Here is a 16,705-nt window from a genome sequence, read left to right as displayed (position 1 = left end):
GAAACGGGCGCCGCGGCGGACGCCGGGGCTCAGGTCAGCGACCCGTACAGCCCGGGGCGGCGGTCGCGCAGATAGGGGTTGGTGGTGCGCGAGGCGGCGAGCAGCTCGGGGTCGGCGTCGCCGATGACCAGCTCCTCACCCCGGCCCGCCCGGGTGCGGGTGGTGCCGTCGGGGCTCGCCAGACAGCTCAGCCCCACGAAGTCGAACTCGCCCTCCGGGCCGGTGCGGTTGACGTACGCGATGTACATCTGGCTCTCGAAGGCCCGCACCGGGACGAGGGATTCGGCCACGAACTGGAAGGGGTGCATCTGTGCGGTGGGCACCACCAGCAGATCGGTTCCGGCCAGCGCGTGGGCCCGGACGTTCTCCGGGAACTCCACGTCGTAGCAGATCAGGATGCCGACGGTGAGCCCGCCCAGGTCGGCCTGGACGACGGGGGTGTCACCGGGGGTGAACGCGTCGCGCTCGAAGCAGCCGAAGAGATGGGTCTTGCGGTAGTTGGCGAGCTCGGTGCCGTCCGGGCCGACCAGCCGCGCGGAGTTGTAGACGACCTCCGCGCGCGTCCGGTCGCGCTCGGGGTAGCCGTAGAGGACGGCGAGGCCGTGCGCGGCGGCGATGGCGGCCACCGCCTGCCCGCCGGGCCCGTCGGCGGGCTCGGCCAGCTCCTGGACGCCGTCGCCGATGGCGTAGCCCGTGAGGAACATCTCCGGGGCGATCAGCAGCCCGGCCCCGTCGGCCGCGGCACGCTCGGCGGCCGCGTCGAGGGCCGTGAGGTTACGGGCGGGGTCGCCGGGGTGACCGGAGCTCTGGAGCAGGGCGGTGCGCAGCGGCGGCATGGGCAGACCTTGGGGAATCCAGGAGGGGGAGGAAGCGACACCCAAAAGGTACGTGTGGCCGAGAACGACCGACAAGGCGCGACCGTTGCGCATCCGCCGTCGCTTCGTTACGCGTTTCCGGCCCGTGGCAGCGATTCGTTGCGCACGGGCCGGAGGGGGCTGGACTCCCGTCCGGATCAGGCCGGAGCGCCGGAGGTGAAGCGCCGCAGCAGCGGTGAGAGCACCAGCACGGACTTGGTGCGCTCGACGAACGGCTCGCCCGCGATGCGCTCCAGGACCCGTTCGAAGTGGCGCATATCGGAGGCGAAGACCTGGACGACGGCGTCCGCGTCGCCGGTGACGGTCGACGCGGACACCACCTCGGGATAGCGCGACAGACCCCGGCGGATGTCGTCGGGGGAGGTGTTGTGGCGGCAGAAGAGCTCGATGAAGCCCTCGGTCTCCCACCCCAGCGCCGCCGGGTCGACCCGCACCGTGAACCCCCTGATGGCCCCCTCGGACCGGAGACGGTCCACCCGCCGCTTGACGGCGGGGGCGGACAGGCCGATCAGATCGCCGATATCGGCGTAGCTGCGGCGGGCGTCTTCGGCGAGGGCGTGGACGATGCGTTCGTCAAGGTCGTTCAGTCGCACTGCGGGGGAGTCACTTTTCTGCTGTGGCCAGTCGGGATCGGCGCATACCGTATCCGAAGTACAGCACAAGCCCGACGGCCATCCAGACACCGAAGACCACCCAGGTCACGACTTCCAGACTGCTCATCATCCACAGGCAGAGCCCGAAGCCGATCAGCGGGAAGAGCGGCGCGAGGGGCACCCGGAAGGTGCGCTCCATGGTGGGCCGGGTCCGGCGCAGCACGATCACCGCGATGTTGACCAGCGCGAAGGCGAAGAGGGTGCCGATGCTGGTGGCGTCGGCGAGCTGGCCCAGCGGAATCGCGGCGGCCAGGACACCGCAGAACAGCGAGACGATCACGGTGTTGGCGCGCGGCACACCGGACGTGGGGTGGACGGTGGAGAACACCTTGGGCACCAGGCCGTCGCGGGACATCGCGAAGAGGATGCGGGTCTGTCCGTAGAGCACGGTCAGCACCACGGAGGCGATGGCGACGACCGCGCCGGCCGCCAGCAGGACGGCCCAGAAGCTCTGACCGGTGACGTCTTCCATGATCCCGGAGAGCGCGGCCTCCGTGCCGGAGAACTTCTTCCACGGCAGAGCGCCCACGGCCACCGCCGCGACCAGGCAGTACAGCGCGGTGACGATGACCAGCGAGAGCATGATCGCGCGGGGCAGGTCACGCTGCGGGTTCTTGGCCTCCTCACCGGCGGTGGAGGCGGCGTCGAAGCCGATGTAGGAGAAGAACAGGGTGGCACCGGCGGCGCTGACGCCCGCCATGCCCAGCGGCATGAACGGGGTGTAGTTGCCCGCCCGGATGCCGGTGAAGGCGACGGCGCAGAACAGCACCAGGGCCGCGATCTTCACCCCGACCATGATGGTGTTGGCCCGGGCACTCTCCTTGGCGCCGCCCAGCAGGAACGCCATGGACAGCAACACCACCAGCAGCGCGGGCAGGTTGAAGATTCCGCCGTCGCCGGGCGGGGCGGACAGCGCGTCCGGGATGGTGATGCCGAGCGTGCCGTCGAGCAGTTCGTTGAGGTAGTCGCCCCAGCCGACGGCGACCGCCGCCACCGAGACGCCGTACTCCAGGATCAGACACCAGCCGCACACCCAGGCGATCAGCTCGCCCATGGTGGCGTAGGCGTACGAGTACGAGGACCCGGAGACCGGGATGGTGCCCGCGAGTTCCGCGTAGGACAGCGCCGAGAACAGGGCGGTGAGCCCGGCTATGACAAACGACACGATGACCGCGGGTCCCGCGTCCGGGACGGCCTCGCCGAGCACCACGAAGATGCCGGTGCCCAGGGTGGCACCGATGCTGATCATGGTGAGCTGCCACATTCCGAGCGAACGCCGCAGGGTTCCGCCCGCGCCCTGACCGCCCTCGGCGACCAGTTGCTCCACGGGCTTGCGCCGCATCAGCCGGGCGCCGAACCCGGTCGCCGGAGGCTCTTGCTCCGGGCGCGGGGTCGTGGGCGGGGCTGCGCCGTGCTCCAACACTTAGGTGGCTCCTTTTTCACTGCCAGTCAGGGTGACGACGACCGATGGCGGACATGCGGCTGCCCGTAGACAAACCCGCAGGTGGGAATCGCCGAGCAGTCGGTCCCCGCCACTCCACGTCAGCGCAAGACCCTATGAGCCGTCCGCCCACGGCCGTAATGCACCACTCTTGCGCATGGGTGGATGAACGTTGCGCGCGGGGGCGTGCGGCGGGGAATTGTTGCGGGCCACTGCAAGAGTGAGCGCGCGATTCACCCGAATGCCGCGATACTGCACCATTTTAGCGGTCGTTGGTGGGGACGTGACCACTGACAGCCTGCAACCACCCGAACACTCAGCGCTCCGTACCGAACCCGTGTTCCGGGCCCGGGACCACGGGGGTGAGGACGAACGCTACCCGCTCGAATACTGTTCGCGGGTGTGGGAGGACTTCCTCCGGGCGCTCAACCGGATCGAAGCCGACTTCCTCCAGCGCTCCGGCACCACGGAACCGGGCGTCAAAGCATGACGTACACCGAGCCGAGGCCGGGCGGCTACGGGCCCCCACCCACCGGCCACCGACCCGCCCACGCTCCCGGCCCCGGAGAGCGGTTCGACGCGGGCGTCGACTACGAAGTGAATCCTTTCCCTCTCCCCGACCCCGAGAGCATCGAGGGCCGTTGGGACCTGGAAGGGGATCTGGCACGGCTGCTCCAGACGACCTCCCCCGAGGAACCGCCGCAGCACCCCACCGACTCCCTCCGCTCGCCCTCCCACGCCCAGGTCCGCGGTAGCCGCGGCAAGCGGCGCCGGGTGCGCTTCCGGCTGCCGACGATGCCCTGGGTCCAGCTGACCAGCCTGCTGTTCGCGGCGGTCACCACGGTCATCGTCGCCATGCTGAGCGTGCTGGGCGGGATGATCTCCTATCCCCCGCTGCGCTATCTGGCCTCTCCCAGCACCTCGGAGTCCATGGCCGCGTGGTGGCCGCTGCTGGTCTACGGGCCGTGGCTGGTCGCCTCGCTGTCGGTGCTGCGGGCCGCGCTGCACCGGCGGGGCGCCGCGCACTCCTGGGCCGTGGTGGTGCTCTTCTCCACCATCGCGGTCTTCCTGTGTGTCGCCCACGCCCCCAAGGACGCGCCGAGCATGGCGGTCGCCGGTCTGCCGCCGGTCGCCGCGCTGGTCTCGTTCCACCAGTTGGTACGGCAGATCACGCTCAACAGCCCGCCGCGGCACGCCCTGCCCCGCACGCGCGGTGAGCAGCGCGGAATGCAGCGGTGACACAGGGCAGTTGAAGGGCAGCACCAGGGCACACTGCTATGGCCCCCACTCACCCGAGCCGAGTGGGGGCCATAGCCCCTTTTTTTGAGGCTCGGTTCGCCTCCGGGGCGCCTCAGCCCCTGTCGACAGTCGACCGTGCTCGACCCCTCGTTCCTCGGGGTCTCCGCGCGCTCTCCCTTTCGACAGCGGCGCGCCCCTTCGGCTCACTCGCCGAACGCCCCCGGAGGCGAACCGAGCCCTCAAAAAATGGGGTCAGTCCCAACTGGCGTGCAGGGGCTTGCCCTCCGCGTAGCCCGCGGCGCTCTGCACCCCCACCACGGCGCGCTCGTGGAACTCCTCCAGGGAGCCCGCGCCCGCGTAGGTGCAGGAGCTGCGGACGCCCGCGATGATCGAGTCGATCAGGTCCTCGACACCCGGGCGGACCGGGTCCAGGAACATCCGCGAGGTGGAGATGCCCTCCTCGAACAGCCCCTTGCGGGCGCGGTCGTAGGCCGACTCCTCGCTGGTGCGGTTGCGCACGGCGCGCGCGGAGGCCATGCCGAAGCTCTCCTTGTACGGCCGTCCGTCGGCGGTGTGCTGGAGGTCCCCCGGCGACTCGTAGGTGCCCGCGAACCAGGAGCCGACCATCACGTTGGACGCCCCGGCGGCCAGCGCCATGGCGACATCGCGCGGGTGGCGGATGCCGCCGTCGGCCCAGACGTGCTTGCCGAACTTCCGCGCCTCGGCGGCGCATTCGAGCACCGCGGAGAACTGCGGGCGGCCCACACCGGTCATCATCCGGGTGGTGCACATCGCGCCCGGTCCGACGCCGACCTTGACGATGTCGGCACCGGCCTCGATGAGGTCGCGCACCCCCTCGGCGGCGACCACGTTGCCCGCCACCACCGGCACCCGCGGGGCGAGGCCGCGAACGGCCCTGAGCGTGCCGATCATCGACTCCTGGTGGCCATGGGCGGTGTCCACCACGAGGGTGTCCACCCCGGCGTCCAGCAGGGCCTTGGCACGGCCCTCCGCATCGCCGTTGACCCCCACGGCGGCGGCGATCCGCAGCCTGCCCTCCGCGTCCACGGCGGGCTGGTAGAGGGTCGCGCGCAGCGCGCCCTTGCGGGTCAGGATGCCGGCCAGACGGCCGTCGGCGTCGACGGCGGGGGCCAGCTTGCGGTGGGCGGCGTCGAGGCGGGTGAACGCGTCGCGCGGGTCGATGTCCGCGTCGAGGACCAGCAGCTCCCGGGACATGACCTCGGAGAGCTGGGCGAAGCGGTCGACACCGGTGAGGTCGGACTCGGTGACCACGCCCACCGGACGCCCGTCCTCGACCACCACACCCGCGCCATGGGCCCGCTTGGGCAGCAGGGACAGCGCGTCGGCGACGGTCCCGGTGGGCGCGAGCACGATCGGGGTGTCCAGCACCAGATGACGCGCCTTGACCCAGCGCACCACATCGATGACCACGTCGATCGGGATGTCCTGCGGGATGACGACGAGCCCGCCGCGGCGCGCGACCGTCTCCGCCATCCGGCGGCCCGCGATCGCGGTCATGTTGGCGACGACGAGGGGGATGGTGGTGCCGCTGCCGTCGGGCGAGCTCAGATCCACCCCCTGACGGGAGCCGACCGCGGAGCGGCTCGGCACCATGAACACATCGTCGTAGGTCAGGTCGTACGGGGGCTTCTGATCATTCAGGAAACGCACGTGCTCAACTTCCCAGTCGTTCGGAATCAGCCCTCGACGCAGGAAGCCGAGGAAAACGCACGTACTTCATTCTCCCATGCCGCCCCCGGCGCGGGGGCCCGGACGATCATCCAGTCCGTACCGGGCCCGGTGGTCGGATCGTCCAAATCCACGCCGGGACGGGACGCCGGGGTGAGGGCGGGGCTACGGACCGTCGGGATCGGCGCGGTCCAGCGCCGGACGCGGTCCGGGGCCGGTCTCCAGCAGCAGATGGTCGGCCGCGGCCGTGTCCGTCACCAGGCTGGTGACCAGGCCCGACCGCAGCACCGCGCCGATCGCCGCGGCCTTGCGGCCACCGCCGGCGATGGCCACCACCTCGGGGATCCGGCGCAGCCGGTCGGCCTCGACGGTGATGCAGCGCTCGCCGAGGTCGCGGCCGATCCGGCGGCCCTCGCTGTCGAAGAGGTGGGCGGACATTTCGGCGGCGGCGCCGAGCCCGGCGTAGTGGGCCCGCTCCTCCTCGCTGAGCATGTCGTAGACGGTCGAGATACCGGCCTCCCACGAGCCGATGGAGACGGCCGCGACGGTGACCTTGTCGAAGTACTCGAAGGCCCGGGCGATCCCGGTCTGGCCGCGCAGCGCGTCCGCGGTGGCCGTGTCGGGCAGCAGCATCGGCGCGTAGATGGGGTGCGCCTCACCGCCGGAGACGGCGGCGGCGCGGCGGACCGCCTCCACCGAGCCGCGCTCGGCGGTGCCCGCGTCGTACACACCGGTGAGCTGGACGACGGTGCAGGGCGGGAGCTGATGCAGCGCGGCCGCCATGTGGATCGTGGACCGCCCCCAGGCCAGCCCCAGCACATCCCCCTCGTTGACCAGCTCGCCCAGCAGATCGGCGGCGACCTCGCCCAGGTTCTCCGGGTCGGGGGTGTCGGCCTCGGCATCGGCCGGTGACTCGACGACCACCGCGTGCCGCAGGCCGTAGCGGGCGCGCAGCGCGTCGGAACGCTCCGCGTCGAGCTCGGCGGGAACCCGGATCTCGATACGCACCAGGTCGCGTTCGAGCGCGGTCTCCAGTACGCGCGCGACCTTGAAGCGGCTGACCCCGAACTCCTCGGCGATCTGGATCTTGGACTTGCCCTCGAGGTAGAAGCGGCGCGCCATGGCTGCCGCCTGCACCAGTTCGGCGGGTCCCATCCGCGTGGCTGAACGGCCCGTCGACACCGCGGTCTCCTCACTTGTCACTGTTCTGGACTCACCGTCATCCTGTCAGAAACGGTGGAGTTGGTCCGGCCTTTACCCTTCAGTTCACCGCCCCGTAGCGGAGTGGCCGCACAGTCCGGTGGTGCCCGTCGCCTTCTCGGCCAGCGCGCGCAGCTCCTGGACGGCCTTGGCCGGGTCCTCGGCACCGTAGACCGCGGAACCGGCCACGAACACATCGGCGCCCGCCTCGGCGCAGCGCTCGATGGTGGCGGCGGAGACCCCGCCGTCCACCTGGAGCCACAGCTCAAGGCCGTGCTTGGCGATCAGCTCGCGGGTGCGGCGGATCTTGGGAAGCATGATGTCGAGGAACGCCTGACCGCCGAAACCGGGCTCCACGGTCATCACCAGCAGCATGTCCAGCTCGGGCAGCAGGTCCTCGTAGGGCTCGATCGGGGTCGCGGGCTTGAGCGCCATCGACGCCCGCGCGCCCTTGGCCCGGATCTCGCGCGCCAGCCGTACCGGCGCGGCCGCGGCCTCCACGTGGAAGGTGACCGAACCGGCTCCGGCCTCGACGTACTGCGGGGCCCAGCGGTCCGGGTCCTCGATCATCAGATGGCAGTCCAGCGGGGTGTCCGTGGCCTTCCCCAGGGCTTCGACCACCGGCACGCCGAGGGTCAGATTGGGGACGAAGTGGTTGTCCATCACGTCGACATGGAGCCAGTCGGCACCTTCGACGGCCTTCGCCTCGTCCGCCAGGCGGGCGAAGTCGGCGGACAGGATGCTGGGATTGATCTGCGCGGCCATGCCCCCAGCCTCCCATGACCGGCGCCGGTCCAGGGAGCCGGGATGATCGCGGCCGCTCACGACATGCGAAATCCTGTCCTGGGGAAATCATGGACACAGACAGACAACCCTTGACTGTCGCATGGGGGTCCTGTGGGTCGAGCGCACCTGGTGTGCGCTCGGGACAGAGACGACACACCCCATGACGCACCCGCGACATGACAAGGGAAATGGGCATACGACGATGACGCGACACCGAACACCCCGGCGCCCCCGCGCCGCACTGTCCGTGGCACTGGCCGCGGCCGTGCTCGCGCCTCCGGTGGCCGGGGCGGGGTCGGCGGCGGCCGCCGCGCCGCAGGCGGTCTGCGCCTCCGACCGGGCCGGACTGGCCGACAAGCTCTCCAGGGACATCACCGCGGCGCTGCGCGGGAAGTCCGGCACCACCGCGGTCAGCCTCCGCGACCACACCACGGGGACCGTCTGCTCCCTGCGCGCGGACCAGAAGTTCGACTCCGCGAGCGTGGTCAAGGTGACGGTGCTGGCCGCCCTGCTCCGGGACGCCGGCAAGCACCACCGGCACCTGACCGACCGCGAGTCCCAGCTCGCCACCAAGATGATCACCAAGTCGGACAACGACGCCACCACCAAGCTGTGGCGGCAGCTGGGCCGGGAGAAGGTCTCCGCGTTCGTCCGGGCCGCCGGGATGCGCCACACCGTCCCCGGCCGTGACGGCTACTGGGGGCTCACCCAGATCACCGCCAACGACGAGGAGAAGCTGCTGGAGCTGGTGACCCGTCGCAACCGGGTGCTCAGCGACAACTCCCGTGCCTACATCCTCGAGCTGATGGGCAAGGTCATTCCCTCGCAGCGCTGGGGCACCCCGGCCGGAGCGCCGAACGGGGTGCGGATCCAGGTGAAGAACGGCTGGCTGGAGCGGGACACCCACGGCTGGCGGGTGCACAGCGTCGGGGCGTTCACCGGCGGCGGCCACAACTACACGATGACGGTGCTCACCCAGGACAACTCCGCGATGGAGACCGGGGTGTCCACCGTCGAGGCGGTCTCCCGCGCGGTGCACCGGGATCTCAACCCGGGCGCCCACGACGCCAAGCTCTACCTGCCGACCGACAGCCCGCAGGAGACCCTTCCGGCGGTACCGGGCAAGTAAGGTCAGCCGGTACGGCGCAGCAGGGCCAGATACATCGCGTCCGTACCGTGCAGATGCGGCCACAGCTGGACGTCGGGGCCGTCGCCGAGCGCGGGTACACCGGGCATCAGCGGGCGGGCGTCGATCCACTCCGCTGTGGCCGCGGGACCGCCCCGGCCCTTGAGGACGTCCTCGACCACGGCCCGGGTCTCGGCCGGGTGCGGTGAGCAGGTGGCATAGCCGACCACACCGCCGATCCGTACCGCCGCGAGCGCCTCGCGCAGCAGCCCGCGCTGGAGCGGGGCGAATCCGGCCAGGTCCTCGGGGCGGCGCCGCCAGCGCGCCTCGGGGCGGCGGCGCAGCGCGCCGAGCCCGGTGCACGGGACGTCGACCAGCACCCGGTCGAAGGCACCCGGCCGCCACGGCGGCCGGGTGCCGTCCGCGGCGATCACCTGGTACGGGCCGGGGTTGCCCGCGAGGGCCCGGCCGACCAGCCGGGCGCGGTGCGGCTGCTTCTCCGCGGCGAGCAGCGAGGCGCCGCGTTGGGCGGCGAGCGCGGCGAGCAGCGCGGCCTTGCCGCCGGGTCCGGCGCAGCCGTCCAGCCAGCGCCGGTCCGGGCCGTCCAGCGGGGCGGCCGCGAGGGCGAGGGCCACCAGCTGGCTGCCCTCGTCCTGGACCCCGGCGTGCCCCTCCCGCACGGCCTCCAGCGCCGCGGGCTCCCCGCCCTCGGTGAGCCGCACCGCGTACGGCGACCAGCGGCCCGGCGCCGCGGCCTGGTCTCCGACCGCGGCCAGCAGCTCGTCCGGGGTGGTGCGGCCGGGGCGCGCGACGAGGGTGACCTCGGGCCGTTCGTTGTCGGCCGCGAGCAGGTCCTCGATCCCGGTGCTGCCGCCGCCGAGCGCGTCCCACAGCGCGGAGACGATCCAGCGCGGATGGGAGTGGACGACGGCGAGGTGGTCCTCGGGGTCCTCGTCGTACGGCGGGGCGACCCGCTCCAGCCAGCCGTCGAGGTCGTGGGAGGCGATCCGGCGCAGCACCGCGTTGACGAACTTGGCGCGCCCGTCGCCGAGCACCACCCGGGCCAGTTCGACACTGGCGGAGACCGCGGCGTGGGTGGGGATACGGGTGCCCAGCAGCTGGTGGGCACCGAGGCTGAGGACGTCCAGCACGGGCGGGTCGACCTCGCGCAGCGGACGGTCCACACAGGCGGCGATGATCGCGTCGTAGGTGCCCTGGTGGCGCAGGGTGCCGTAGACCAGCTCGGTGGTGAGCGCCGCGTCCCGGGCGTCGAAGCCCTCGTCCTCCCGGGCCTTGCGGAGCAGCGGCGGGAGGACGAGGTTGGCGTACGCGTCCCGTTCGTCGACGGCCCGCAGCGCCTCGAAGGCGAGGATCCGCACGGGGTCCTTCTTCGGCCGGCGGTAGGGCCGACCGGGTTTGCCGCCCCTGCCGGGGTTTCCGGGCGCGGTGGAACTGCGGGGGCGACGAGGGGGCTGGTCGGTCACGGGGAATGTGCTCCGGTGCGGGATCGGGCTGAAAAGGCCAGCCTACGCGGCCGGGGTGGGCACGGTCCGCGCGCCGTCGGCGGCCGGTCCGGCCGCCTCGGTGCCCGGCCGCTCGAACTGGGTCCGGTACAGCTGTGCGTAACGCCCCTCGGCGGCGAGCAGTTCGGGGTGCGTACCGCGCTCCACGACCCGTCCGTCCTCGACGACGAGGATGAGGTCCGCGGCCCGCACGGTGGACAGCCGGTGGGCGATGACCACCGCGGTGCGTCCGTCCAGGGCCTCGGCGAGCGCCTCCTGCACGGCCGCCTCGGAGGTGGAGTCCAGATGTGCGGTGGCCTCGTCGAGGATCACCACCCGGGGGCGGGCCAGCAGCAGCCGGGCGATGGTCAGCCGCTGGCGCTCGCCGCCGGAGAGCCGGTAGCCGCGCTCCCCGACGACGGTGTCCAGACTGTCCGGCAGAGCCGCGATCAGCCCCTCAAGACGGGCCCGGCGCAGCACCTCCCACAGCTCCTCGTCGGTGGCCCCGGGGCGGGCAAGCAGCAGGTTGGCGCGGATGGTGTCGTGGAAGAGATGGCCGTCCTGGGTGACCATGCCGAGCGTGGTGCGCAGGGATTCGGCGGTGAGGTCGCGGACGTCCACACCGGACAGCCGCACCGCGCCGCTGTCGGTGTCGTAGAGCCGGGGCAGCAGTTGGGCCATGGTCGACTTGCCGGCGCCGGAGGAACCGACGAGGGCGACCATCTGGCCCGGTTCGGCGCGGAAGGACACCTCGTGCAGCACCTGGACGCCGCCGCGGGTGTCGAGGTTCGCGACCTCCTCCAGGGAGGCGAGGGACACCTTGTCGGCGGCCGGGTAGCCGAAGCCGACGTGGTCGAACTCGACGGAGACCGGGCCGTCCGGGACCTCCTGGGCGTCCGGCTTCTCACTGATCAGCGGCTTGAGATCGAGCACTTCGAAGACCCGCTCGAAGCTGACGAGCGCGCTCATGACCTCCACCCGCGCCCCGGCGAGCGAGGTCAGCGGGGCGTAGAGCCGGGTGAGCAGCAGCGCGAGCGCGACGACGGCGCCGGGGTCCAGCCGGCCGTTCAGCGCGAACCAGCCGCCGAGGCCGTAGACCAGGGCGAGGGCCAGCGCGGAGACCAGGGTCAGGGCGGTGACGAAGGAGACCTGCACCATGGCGGTGCGCACCCCGATGTCCCGCACCCGCCGGGCCCGTGCGGCGAACTCCCGGGACTCCTCGGCGGGCCGTCCGAAGAGCTTGACGAGGGTCGCGCCGGGGGCGGAGAACCGCTCGGTCATCTGGGTGCTCATCGCGGCGTTGTGGGCCGCCGCCTCGCGCCGCAGTCCGGCGAGCCTGCCGCCGACCCGGCGGGCGGGCAGCAGGAACAGCGGCAGGAGCAGCAGCGCCACCAGGGTGACCTGCCAGGAGATGCCGATCATCACCACCAGGGTGAGCAGCAGGGTCACCAGGTTGCTCACCACACCGGAGAGGGTGTCGCTGAACGCCCGCTGCGCGCCGATGACATCGTTGTTGAGCCGACTGACCAGCGCACCGGTGCGGGTGCGGGTGAAGAAGGCCACCGGCATCCGCTGGACGTGATCGAAGACCGCGGTGCGCAGATCGAGGATCAGCCCCTCGCCGATGGTCGCGGACAGCCGGCGCGTCAGCAGTCCGAGGGCCGCCTCGGCCACCGCGATCACGGCGATGAGCGCGGCCAGCCCGAGGACGGTGCCCTGTCCCGAACGGTGGATGATCGCGTCCACCACCCGGCCCGCCAGCAGCGGCGTCGCCACCGCGAGCGCCGCCATGACCGTGCTCAGCAGCAGGAACAGCAGCAGCGGACGGCGGTGGGGCCGGGCGAACGCGCCGATGCGGCGCAGCGTCGCGCGGGAGAAGGGACGGCGGTCATCGCTGGCGTTCGAGGCGTGGTGCAGGGAATGCCAGGCGGTGACTTCCATGTCCATCGCGCACCTCCGAGGTCTGGGGTGCCGCTCCCATGAGACCGGCCGATCCGGACCGGCGGCACACCAGGAACGCTAAAACTTCAAGCATGGTTGAAGTCAAGGGGCCCGCGGGCGGCACGGGTGCGTCGTGGCGTGCCCGGGGCGTGTCGTTCACCTCGGCACGCCCCCGGCGGCGCCCGGCGCGTTCGCCGGATGCGACGCGTCCTACGACGCTCCCAGCCGCTCCCCCTCGGCGATCCGCACTCCGCGGGCCCAGTCGGCGGCGAGCATCGGCTTCTTGCCCTGCGGACGGACCCAGCTCAGCTCGACCGCATGGCTGCCGGTGCCCACGTAGACCGCCTTCTTGGTCACCGCCATCGCACCCGGCTCCAGGTCCGTGCGGTCCGGCACCTGCGCCGCGGACACCACCTTCAGCCGCTCACCGCGGAAGGTCGTCCACGCGCCGGGCGCCGGGGCGCACGCCCGCACCACCCGGTCCACGCGCAGCGCGGGCGACGCCCAGTCGATCTCCGCGTCCTCCACATTGATCTTCGGGGCGAGCGAGATGCCCTCGGCGGGCTGCGGTACGGGGCGCAGCGTGCCGTCCTCGATGCCGTCCATCGTCGCCGCCAGCAGCCCGGCCCCGGCGAAGGCCAGCCGGGTCAGCAGATCGCCGCTGGTGTCGGTGGCCCGGACGTCCTCGGTGACCACCCCGTACACCGGGCCGGAGTCAAGACCCTCCTCGATCTGGAAGGTGGACGCCCCGGTCACCTCGTCGCCCGCGAGCACCGCGTGCTGCACCGGCGCCGCACCGCGCCAGGCGGGGAGCAGCGAGAAGTGCAGATTGACCCAGCCGTGCGCCGGGATCTCCAGCGCCGCCTTGGGCAGCAGCGCCCCGTACGCCACCACCGGACAGCAGTCCGGCGCGATCTCGCTCAGCCGCGCCAGGAACTCCGGGTCCCGCGGCTTGGCGGGCTTGAGCACCTCGATCCCCGCCTCCTCGGCCCGCTCCGCGACCGGGCCGGCCACCAGCCGGCGGCCGCGCCCCGCGGGTGCGTCGGGACGGGTCACCACGGCCACCACCTCGTGCCGGTCCGACGCGATCAGCGCGTCCAGAGCGGGCAGTGCGACCTCGGGGGTACCGGCGAAGACGAGCCTCATGGGTGGTGAACTACCTCTCACACACAGCGGAAACGGCGCCTCAGTCTATGGTCCGCCATCCAGGGGGCGTACGGCCCGACCCCCGCACGCCCCGGACCGTGACCGACGGGCGGGTGCCGCGTTGGTCAAGAGAGATTGACCCCATCGGGCCGCGCCAAGCGGCCCGATCTGTCTCCCCGACCCATCGTCATCTCCGGACTCCCCCGACCCTTCCAGCTCCCCAGCCCCCAGCCCCCAGCCCCCATCTCCGTTTCCCTTCCACGCCGGTTCGAGAGGCTTGTTCATGGCCGACCACGCAACCCACGACGCCCAGGCACGGGCCAGCCTGCACCTCCTGGTCCGGGACATCGAGCGGGTCCGCCGTCAGGTGGACGCGCTGCGTACGCTCACCGCCCAGCTCGGCAATGTCTACCGTCCGCGACGCACCGGCCCGTCCGCCGGTTTCGTGGTCTACGGACGCGCCCCGGCCCCCACCGTGCGGCTGGCCCAGGAGCTGCGGGACAGCGTCGAGACGCTGGTCACGGCGGCGGTGGACTTCGACCGCTCACTCGGCTTCTCCTGGGACGCGGTGGGTTCCGCACTGGGCGTCACCAAGCAGGCGGTGCACCGCCGTTACGGCGCCCGGCGGGCCCCGGCGCAGACCGCTGGCGAGGGCGGCGAGGCCCCGGCGGCCCGTCCGGAGGTGCCGACCGCGCTGCCCTCCCCCACACTGCCGTCGGTCCCCGCCGCCCGGTCCGGCCCTCCGCAGCCCGCTCCCTTGCGTGAAGAAGCCCGCCCCAGCGCCTTCCCCAGCCCGCGCAACGGCTGACGCGACCGGTTGCCTTCCCGGCGTGGCCGGACTCCGCGGATCGCCGACAACCGCGGACGGGCCATCAGCCTCAACCGATCTCGAGCGGATCCACCCGGACCGCCGGGTCCTTCTCGCCCCGGGCCAGACGGCGCGCCTTCGCCTCCTTCAGGGCCGCGGCCAGCGCGCTGCCCTGGCCGGGGCGGACGCGGACCAGCGCACGCTCCCACCGCTCACCCGGCGGTGGATCGCCGGGGCGGCGGGGGCGGCCCGGCTCGGTGACCGGCAGCGGTACCGGGCCGAGGGTTTCCGCGCCCTCCGGCAGCCCCGCCGATGCGATCAGCTCGGCCACCGCCTCCGCGGGACCGGACACCGCCGCCATCCGCGAGACCGGCGGAAAGCCCAACTGAGCCCGCTCGGCCAGCTCCCGAGCCGCGTAACCGGCCGGGTCCCAGCGCACCAGCGCCTGAACGGGGCGCAGCGTGGGCTCCGCGATCACCACCACCGTGCCGCCCCCGTCCGCACCGCCGCCCTCGCCGTGGCCGCGGACCAGGGACGCCGCCTCCAGCCAGTGGCGCAGCGCGTCCTCACCCGCCCGTAGATCGGGGCGGCCCAACAGGGCCCAGCCGTCCAGCAGCAGAGCCGCCGCATAGCCGCCCTCGGCGACCGGCTCGGCACCCGGGGTGCTGACCACCAGCGCCGGGCGGTCGGGCACCGTGCTCAGCACATGGTCCCGGCCGGAGGTGCGGATGGGCACGGCCGGGAAAGCCCGGCCCAGCTCCTCGGCGGTGCGCCGGGCACCCACCACGCTCGCCCGCAGCCGCGCTCCCCCGCAGGCCGCGCAGTGCCAGCCCGTCTCGGGCCGTCCACACCAGCCGCAGCCCAGACGGTCGGCGTCCCGCGCCTCCAGCGGACCCGAGCAGTGGGCGCAGCGCGCGGGCTCCCGGCAGCGCTCGCAGGCCAGCCGGGGTACATAGCCCCGGCGCGGCACCTGCACCAGCACCGGGCCGCGGGTCAGCGCCTCGCGCACCGTCTGCCAGGCGAGCGTGGGCAGCCGGGCGGCACGGGCCTCGGCGTCCCGGGCCACCTCGCCCTCGTCGACCGTACGGATCAGCGGCGCGGCGGCGCGGACCTGGTCACGACCGGCCTCCAGGGGCCGCGCCCAGCCGTTCTCCACCAGTTGGGCGGCCTCCACGGTGCGGCCGAGGTCGCCCAGCAGAAAGCCGGTCCGCTCCTGGACCGCGCGCAGCAGCAGCACATCGCGGGCGTGCGGACGCGGCAGATGGTCATCGCTGTGGCTCTGGTCCCCGTCGTCCCAGATCCCCATCAGACCCGGATCCCGGACGGGGGCGAACATCGCCGCCCGGGTGCCCACCACGGCCCGTACCGCGCCCCGGCTGACCGCCAGCCACCGGCGGTAGCGCTCCTCGGGCCCGAGCTCGGCGGTGAGCAGCACATGCCGCCCCGAGCCGCCGAGCGCGCTGGTGAGCGCCTCGTCCACCCGGGCGGCCTTCTTCCCGTCGGGCACCACGACCAGGGCGCCGCGCCCGGAGGCGAGCGTGGCGGCCACGGCGGCGGCCCATTCGCCGGGCCAGTGCGGTCCGGGCAGGGCGGTCCATACGGCGCGTGGCCGGTCGCCGCGCGCGAGCGCCTCCAGAAACCCGGGCCCGGCCGGATAGCGCGCCCAGGTGCCGGGCGCGGGCGGCGGAGGGGGCGGCAGCGGCGGCGCGGACGGTTCGGCCTCGGCGCGCGCGCTGCGCCGGGGCATGGCGAGCTGGAGCACATCGGCGAGTGATCCGGCATAGCGGTCCGCGACCGCCCGGCACAGCGCCAGCAGCCCGGGGCCGAGCACCGGCTCCGGGGAGACCACCTGGGCCACGGCGGCCAGCGGGCCACGGAAGTCGGACTCGGCGACCCGCTCGATGATGTAGCCGTCGAGCAGTCCGCCGCCCTCCCGGCGGCCCTCGCGCACCTTGCCCGTACCGGCCCCGAACCGCACCCGCACCCGCACCCCGGGCCGGGCCTCGGCGTCCATCTCGGCCGGAACGGCGTAGTCCCACAGCTTGTCCAGGTGCACCGGCCCCTTGTCGACGAGGACCTTGGCCACCGGCAGCTCCTCGGCCAGCGCCGCTCCCCGCCAGGTGCGCGGCTTGGCCCGCGGCACGTTGGCCTTGCGCACGGTCTCCCGGATGAGCGCGAGCTGCTCCCCGGCGGGCGGCCGGGCCTCGGCGTCCCGCTTCGACCGCTCGTTCTCGCTGCTCACAGCTCAAGTCTTAGCAGACGGCGCGGACACGGGAGC

At 72.9% G+C, this 16,705-nt stretch carries 14 protein-coding genes; 4 read left to right on the top strand and 10 right to left on the bottom strand.

Features of this window, described 5'->3' with window-relative positions; translation table 11 throughout:
- Nucleotides 1-29: 29 nt before the first annotated feature.
- The 3 genes from JK363_RS07950 to JK363_RS07940 form a co-directional block, all read right to left on the bottom strand.
- Nucleotides 30-836 carry a carbon-nitrogen hydrolase family protein gene (locus JK363_RS07950; RefSeq protein WP_201873166.1) on the bottom strand — a complete coding sequence of 269 codons (807 nt, stop codon included), beginning with the start codon at nt 834-836 and terminating at the stop codon, nt 30-32.
- A gap of 176 nt (nt 837-1,012) precedes the next feature.
- The gene (locus JK363_RS07945) at nt 1,013-1,468 is read right to left on the bottom strand and encodes an Lrp/AsnC family transcriptional regulator (RefSeq protein ID WP_201873163.1); all 456 of its coding nucleotides are present in this window, start codon (nt 1,466-1,468) and stop codon (nt 1,013-1,015) included.
- 10 nt (nt 1,469-1,478) lie between these two features.
- On the bottom strand, nt 1,479-2,951 hold the full coding sequence (locus tag JK363_RS07940; protein ID WP_201873160.1) for an amino acid permease: 1,473 nt from the start codon (nt 2,949-2,951) through the stop codon (nt 1,479-1,481).
- A 301-nt stretch (nt 2,952-3,252) separates the two neighbouring features.
- Here JK363_RS07940 and JK363_RS07935 point away from each other — a divergent pair, with 301 nt between their 5' ends.
- The gene (locus JK363_RS07935) at nt 3,253-3,459 is read left to right on the top strand and encodes a hypothetical protein (protein WP_201873157.1); all 207 of its coding nucleotides are present in this window, start codon (nt 3,253-3,255) and stop codon (nt 3,457-3,459) included.
- Nucleotides 3,456-4,208 carry a DUF2637 domain-containing protein gene (locus tag JK363_RS07930; RefSeq protein WP_201873154.1) on the top strand — a complete coding sequence of 251 codons (753 nt, stop codon included), beginning with the start codon at nt 3,456-3,458 and terminating at the stop codon, nt 4,206-4,208. The genes JK363_RS07935 and JK363_RS07930 overlap by 4 nt, the downstream gene beginning before the upstream one ends.
- A gap of 252 nt (nt 4,209-4,460) precedes the next feature.
- On the opposite strand, the gene JK363_RS07925 is transcribed toward JK363_RS07930, so the two are convergent.
- The 3 genes from JK363_RS07925 to rpe form a co-directional block, all read right to left on the bottom strand.
- Nucleotides 4,461-5,900: a GuaB1 family IMP dehydrogenase-related protein gene (locus JK363_RS07925; RefSeq protein WP_201873151.1), complete on the bottom strand. Its 1,440-nt coding sequence runs from the start codon at nt 5,898-5,900 to the stop codon at nt 4,461-4,463.
- 183 nt (nt 5,901-6,083) lie between these two features.
- Entirely contained in the window at nt 6,084-7,073 is a 990-nt protein-coding gene (locus tag JK363_RS07920; protein ID WP_201873717.1) for a sugar-binding transcriptional regulator, read from the bottom strand.
- 111 nt (nt 7,074-7,184) lie between these two features.
- Nucleotides 7,185-7,883, bottom strand: coding sequence for a ribulose-phosphate 3-epimerase (rpe, locus tag JK363_RS07915; protein ID WP_201873148.1), 699 nt, complete (start codon nt 7,881-7,883; stop codon nt 7,185-7,187).
- Nucleotides 7,884-8,106: 223 nt separating this feature from the next.
- Between rpe and JK363_RS07910 the strand changes: the two genes are divergently transcribed.
- Complete coding sequence (locus tag JK363_RS07910) at nt 8,107-9,033, top strand: serine hydrolase (RefSeq protein ID WP_201873145.1); 927 nt, start codon at nt 8,107-8,109, stop codon at nt 9,031-9,033.
- A 2-nt stretch (nt 9,034-9,035) separates the two neighbouring features.
- Here JK363_RS07910 and JK363_RS07905 read toward each other — a convergent pair whose 3' ends face one another.
- The 3 genes from JK363_RS07905 to fmt form a co-directional block, all read right to left on the bottom strand.
- On the bottom strand, nt 9,036-10,514 hold the full coding sequence (locus JK363_RS07905; protein ID WP_372444727.1) for an RsmB/NOP family class I SAM-dependent RNA methyltransferase: 1,479 nt from the start codon (nt 10,512-10,514) through the stop codon (nt 9,036-9,038).
- Nucleotides 10,515-10,556: 42 nt separating this feature from the next.
- Nucleotides 10,557-12,479: an ABC transporter ATP-binding protein gene (locus tag JK363_RS07900; protein ID WP_201873133.1), complete on the bottom strand. Its 1,923-nt coding sequence runs from the start codon at nt 12,477-12,479 to the stop codon at nt 10,557-10,559.
- 204 nt (nt 12,480-12,683) lie between these two features.
- A complete protein-coding gene (gene fmt, locus JK363_RS07895) occupies nt 12,684-13,619 on the bottom strand; it encodes a methionyl-tRNA formyltransferase (RefSeq protein ID WP_201873123.1) in 936 nt (311 codons plus the stop codon).
- Nucleotides 13,620-13,902: 283 nt separating this feature from the next.
- Between fmt and JK363_RS07890 the strand changes: the two genes are divergently transcribed.
- Entirely contained in the window at nt 13,903-14,427 is a 525-nt protein-coding gene (locus JK363_RS07890; protein ID WP_201873121.1) for a hypothetical protein, read from the top strand.
- Between the two features lie 70 nt (nt 14,428-14,497).
- Here the strand turns inward: JK363_RS07890 and JK363_RS07885 are convergent, their stop codons facing one another.
- Nucleotides 14,498-16,669, bottom strand: a complete 2,172-nt coding sequence (locus JK363_RS07885; protein WP_201873119.1) for a primosomal protein N' — start codon at nt 16,667-16,669, stop codon at nt 14,498-14,500.
- Between the last annotated feature and the right edge of the window lie 36 nt (nt 16,670-16,705).

Source organism: Streptomyces coffeae, assembly GCF_016741875.1.
GTDB classification, from domain to species: Bacteria; Actinomycetota; Actinomycetes; order Streptomycetales; family Streptomycetaceae; genus Streptomyces; species Streptomyces coffeae.
This window is presented reverse-complemented; position numbering and strand designations above follow the sequence as displayed.

Excerpts from the sequence above, each read along its gene's own strand:
- JK363_RS07930 (WP_201873154.1), top strand. The coding sequence starts at position 3,456 with ATGACGTACACCGAGCCGAGGCCGGGCGGCTACGGGCCCCCACCCACC.
- JK363_RS07910 (WP_201873145.1), top strand. The coding sequence starts at position 8,107 with ATGACGCGACACCGAACACCCCGGCGCCCCCGCGCCGCACTGTCCGTG.
- JK363_RS07890 (WP_201873121.1), top strand. The coding sequence starts at position 13,903 with ATGGCCGACCACGCAACCCACGACGCCCAGGCACGGGCCAGCCTGCAC.
- JK363_RS07950 (WP_201873166.1), bottom strand. The coding sequence starts at position 836 with ATGCCGCCGCTGCGCACCGCCCTGCTCCAGAGCTCCGGTCACCCCGGC.
- fmt (WP_201873123.1), bottom strand. The coding sequence starts at position 13,619 with ATGAGGCTCGTCTTCGCCGGTACCCCCGAGGTCGCACTGCCCGCTCTG.
- JK363_RS07920 (WP_201873717.1), bottom strand. The coding sequence starts at position 7,073 with ATGGGACCCGCCGAACTGGTGCAGGCGGCAGCCATGGCGCGCCGCTTC.
- rpe (WP_201873148.1), bottom strand. The coding sequence starts at position 7,883 with ATGGCCGCGCAGATCAATCCCAGCATCCTGTCCGCCGACTTCGCCCGC.
- JK363_RS07900 (WP_201873133.1), bottom strand. The coding sequence starts at position 12,479 with ATGGACATGGAAGTCACCGCCTGGCATTCCCTGCACCACGCCTCGAAC.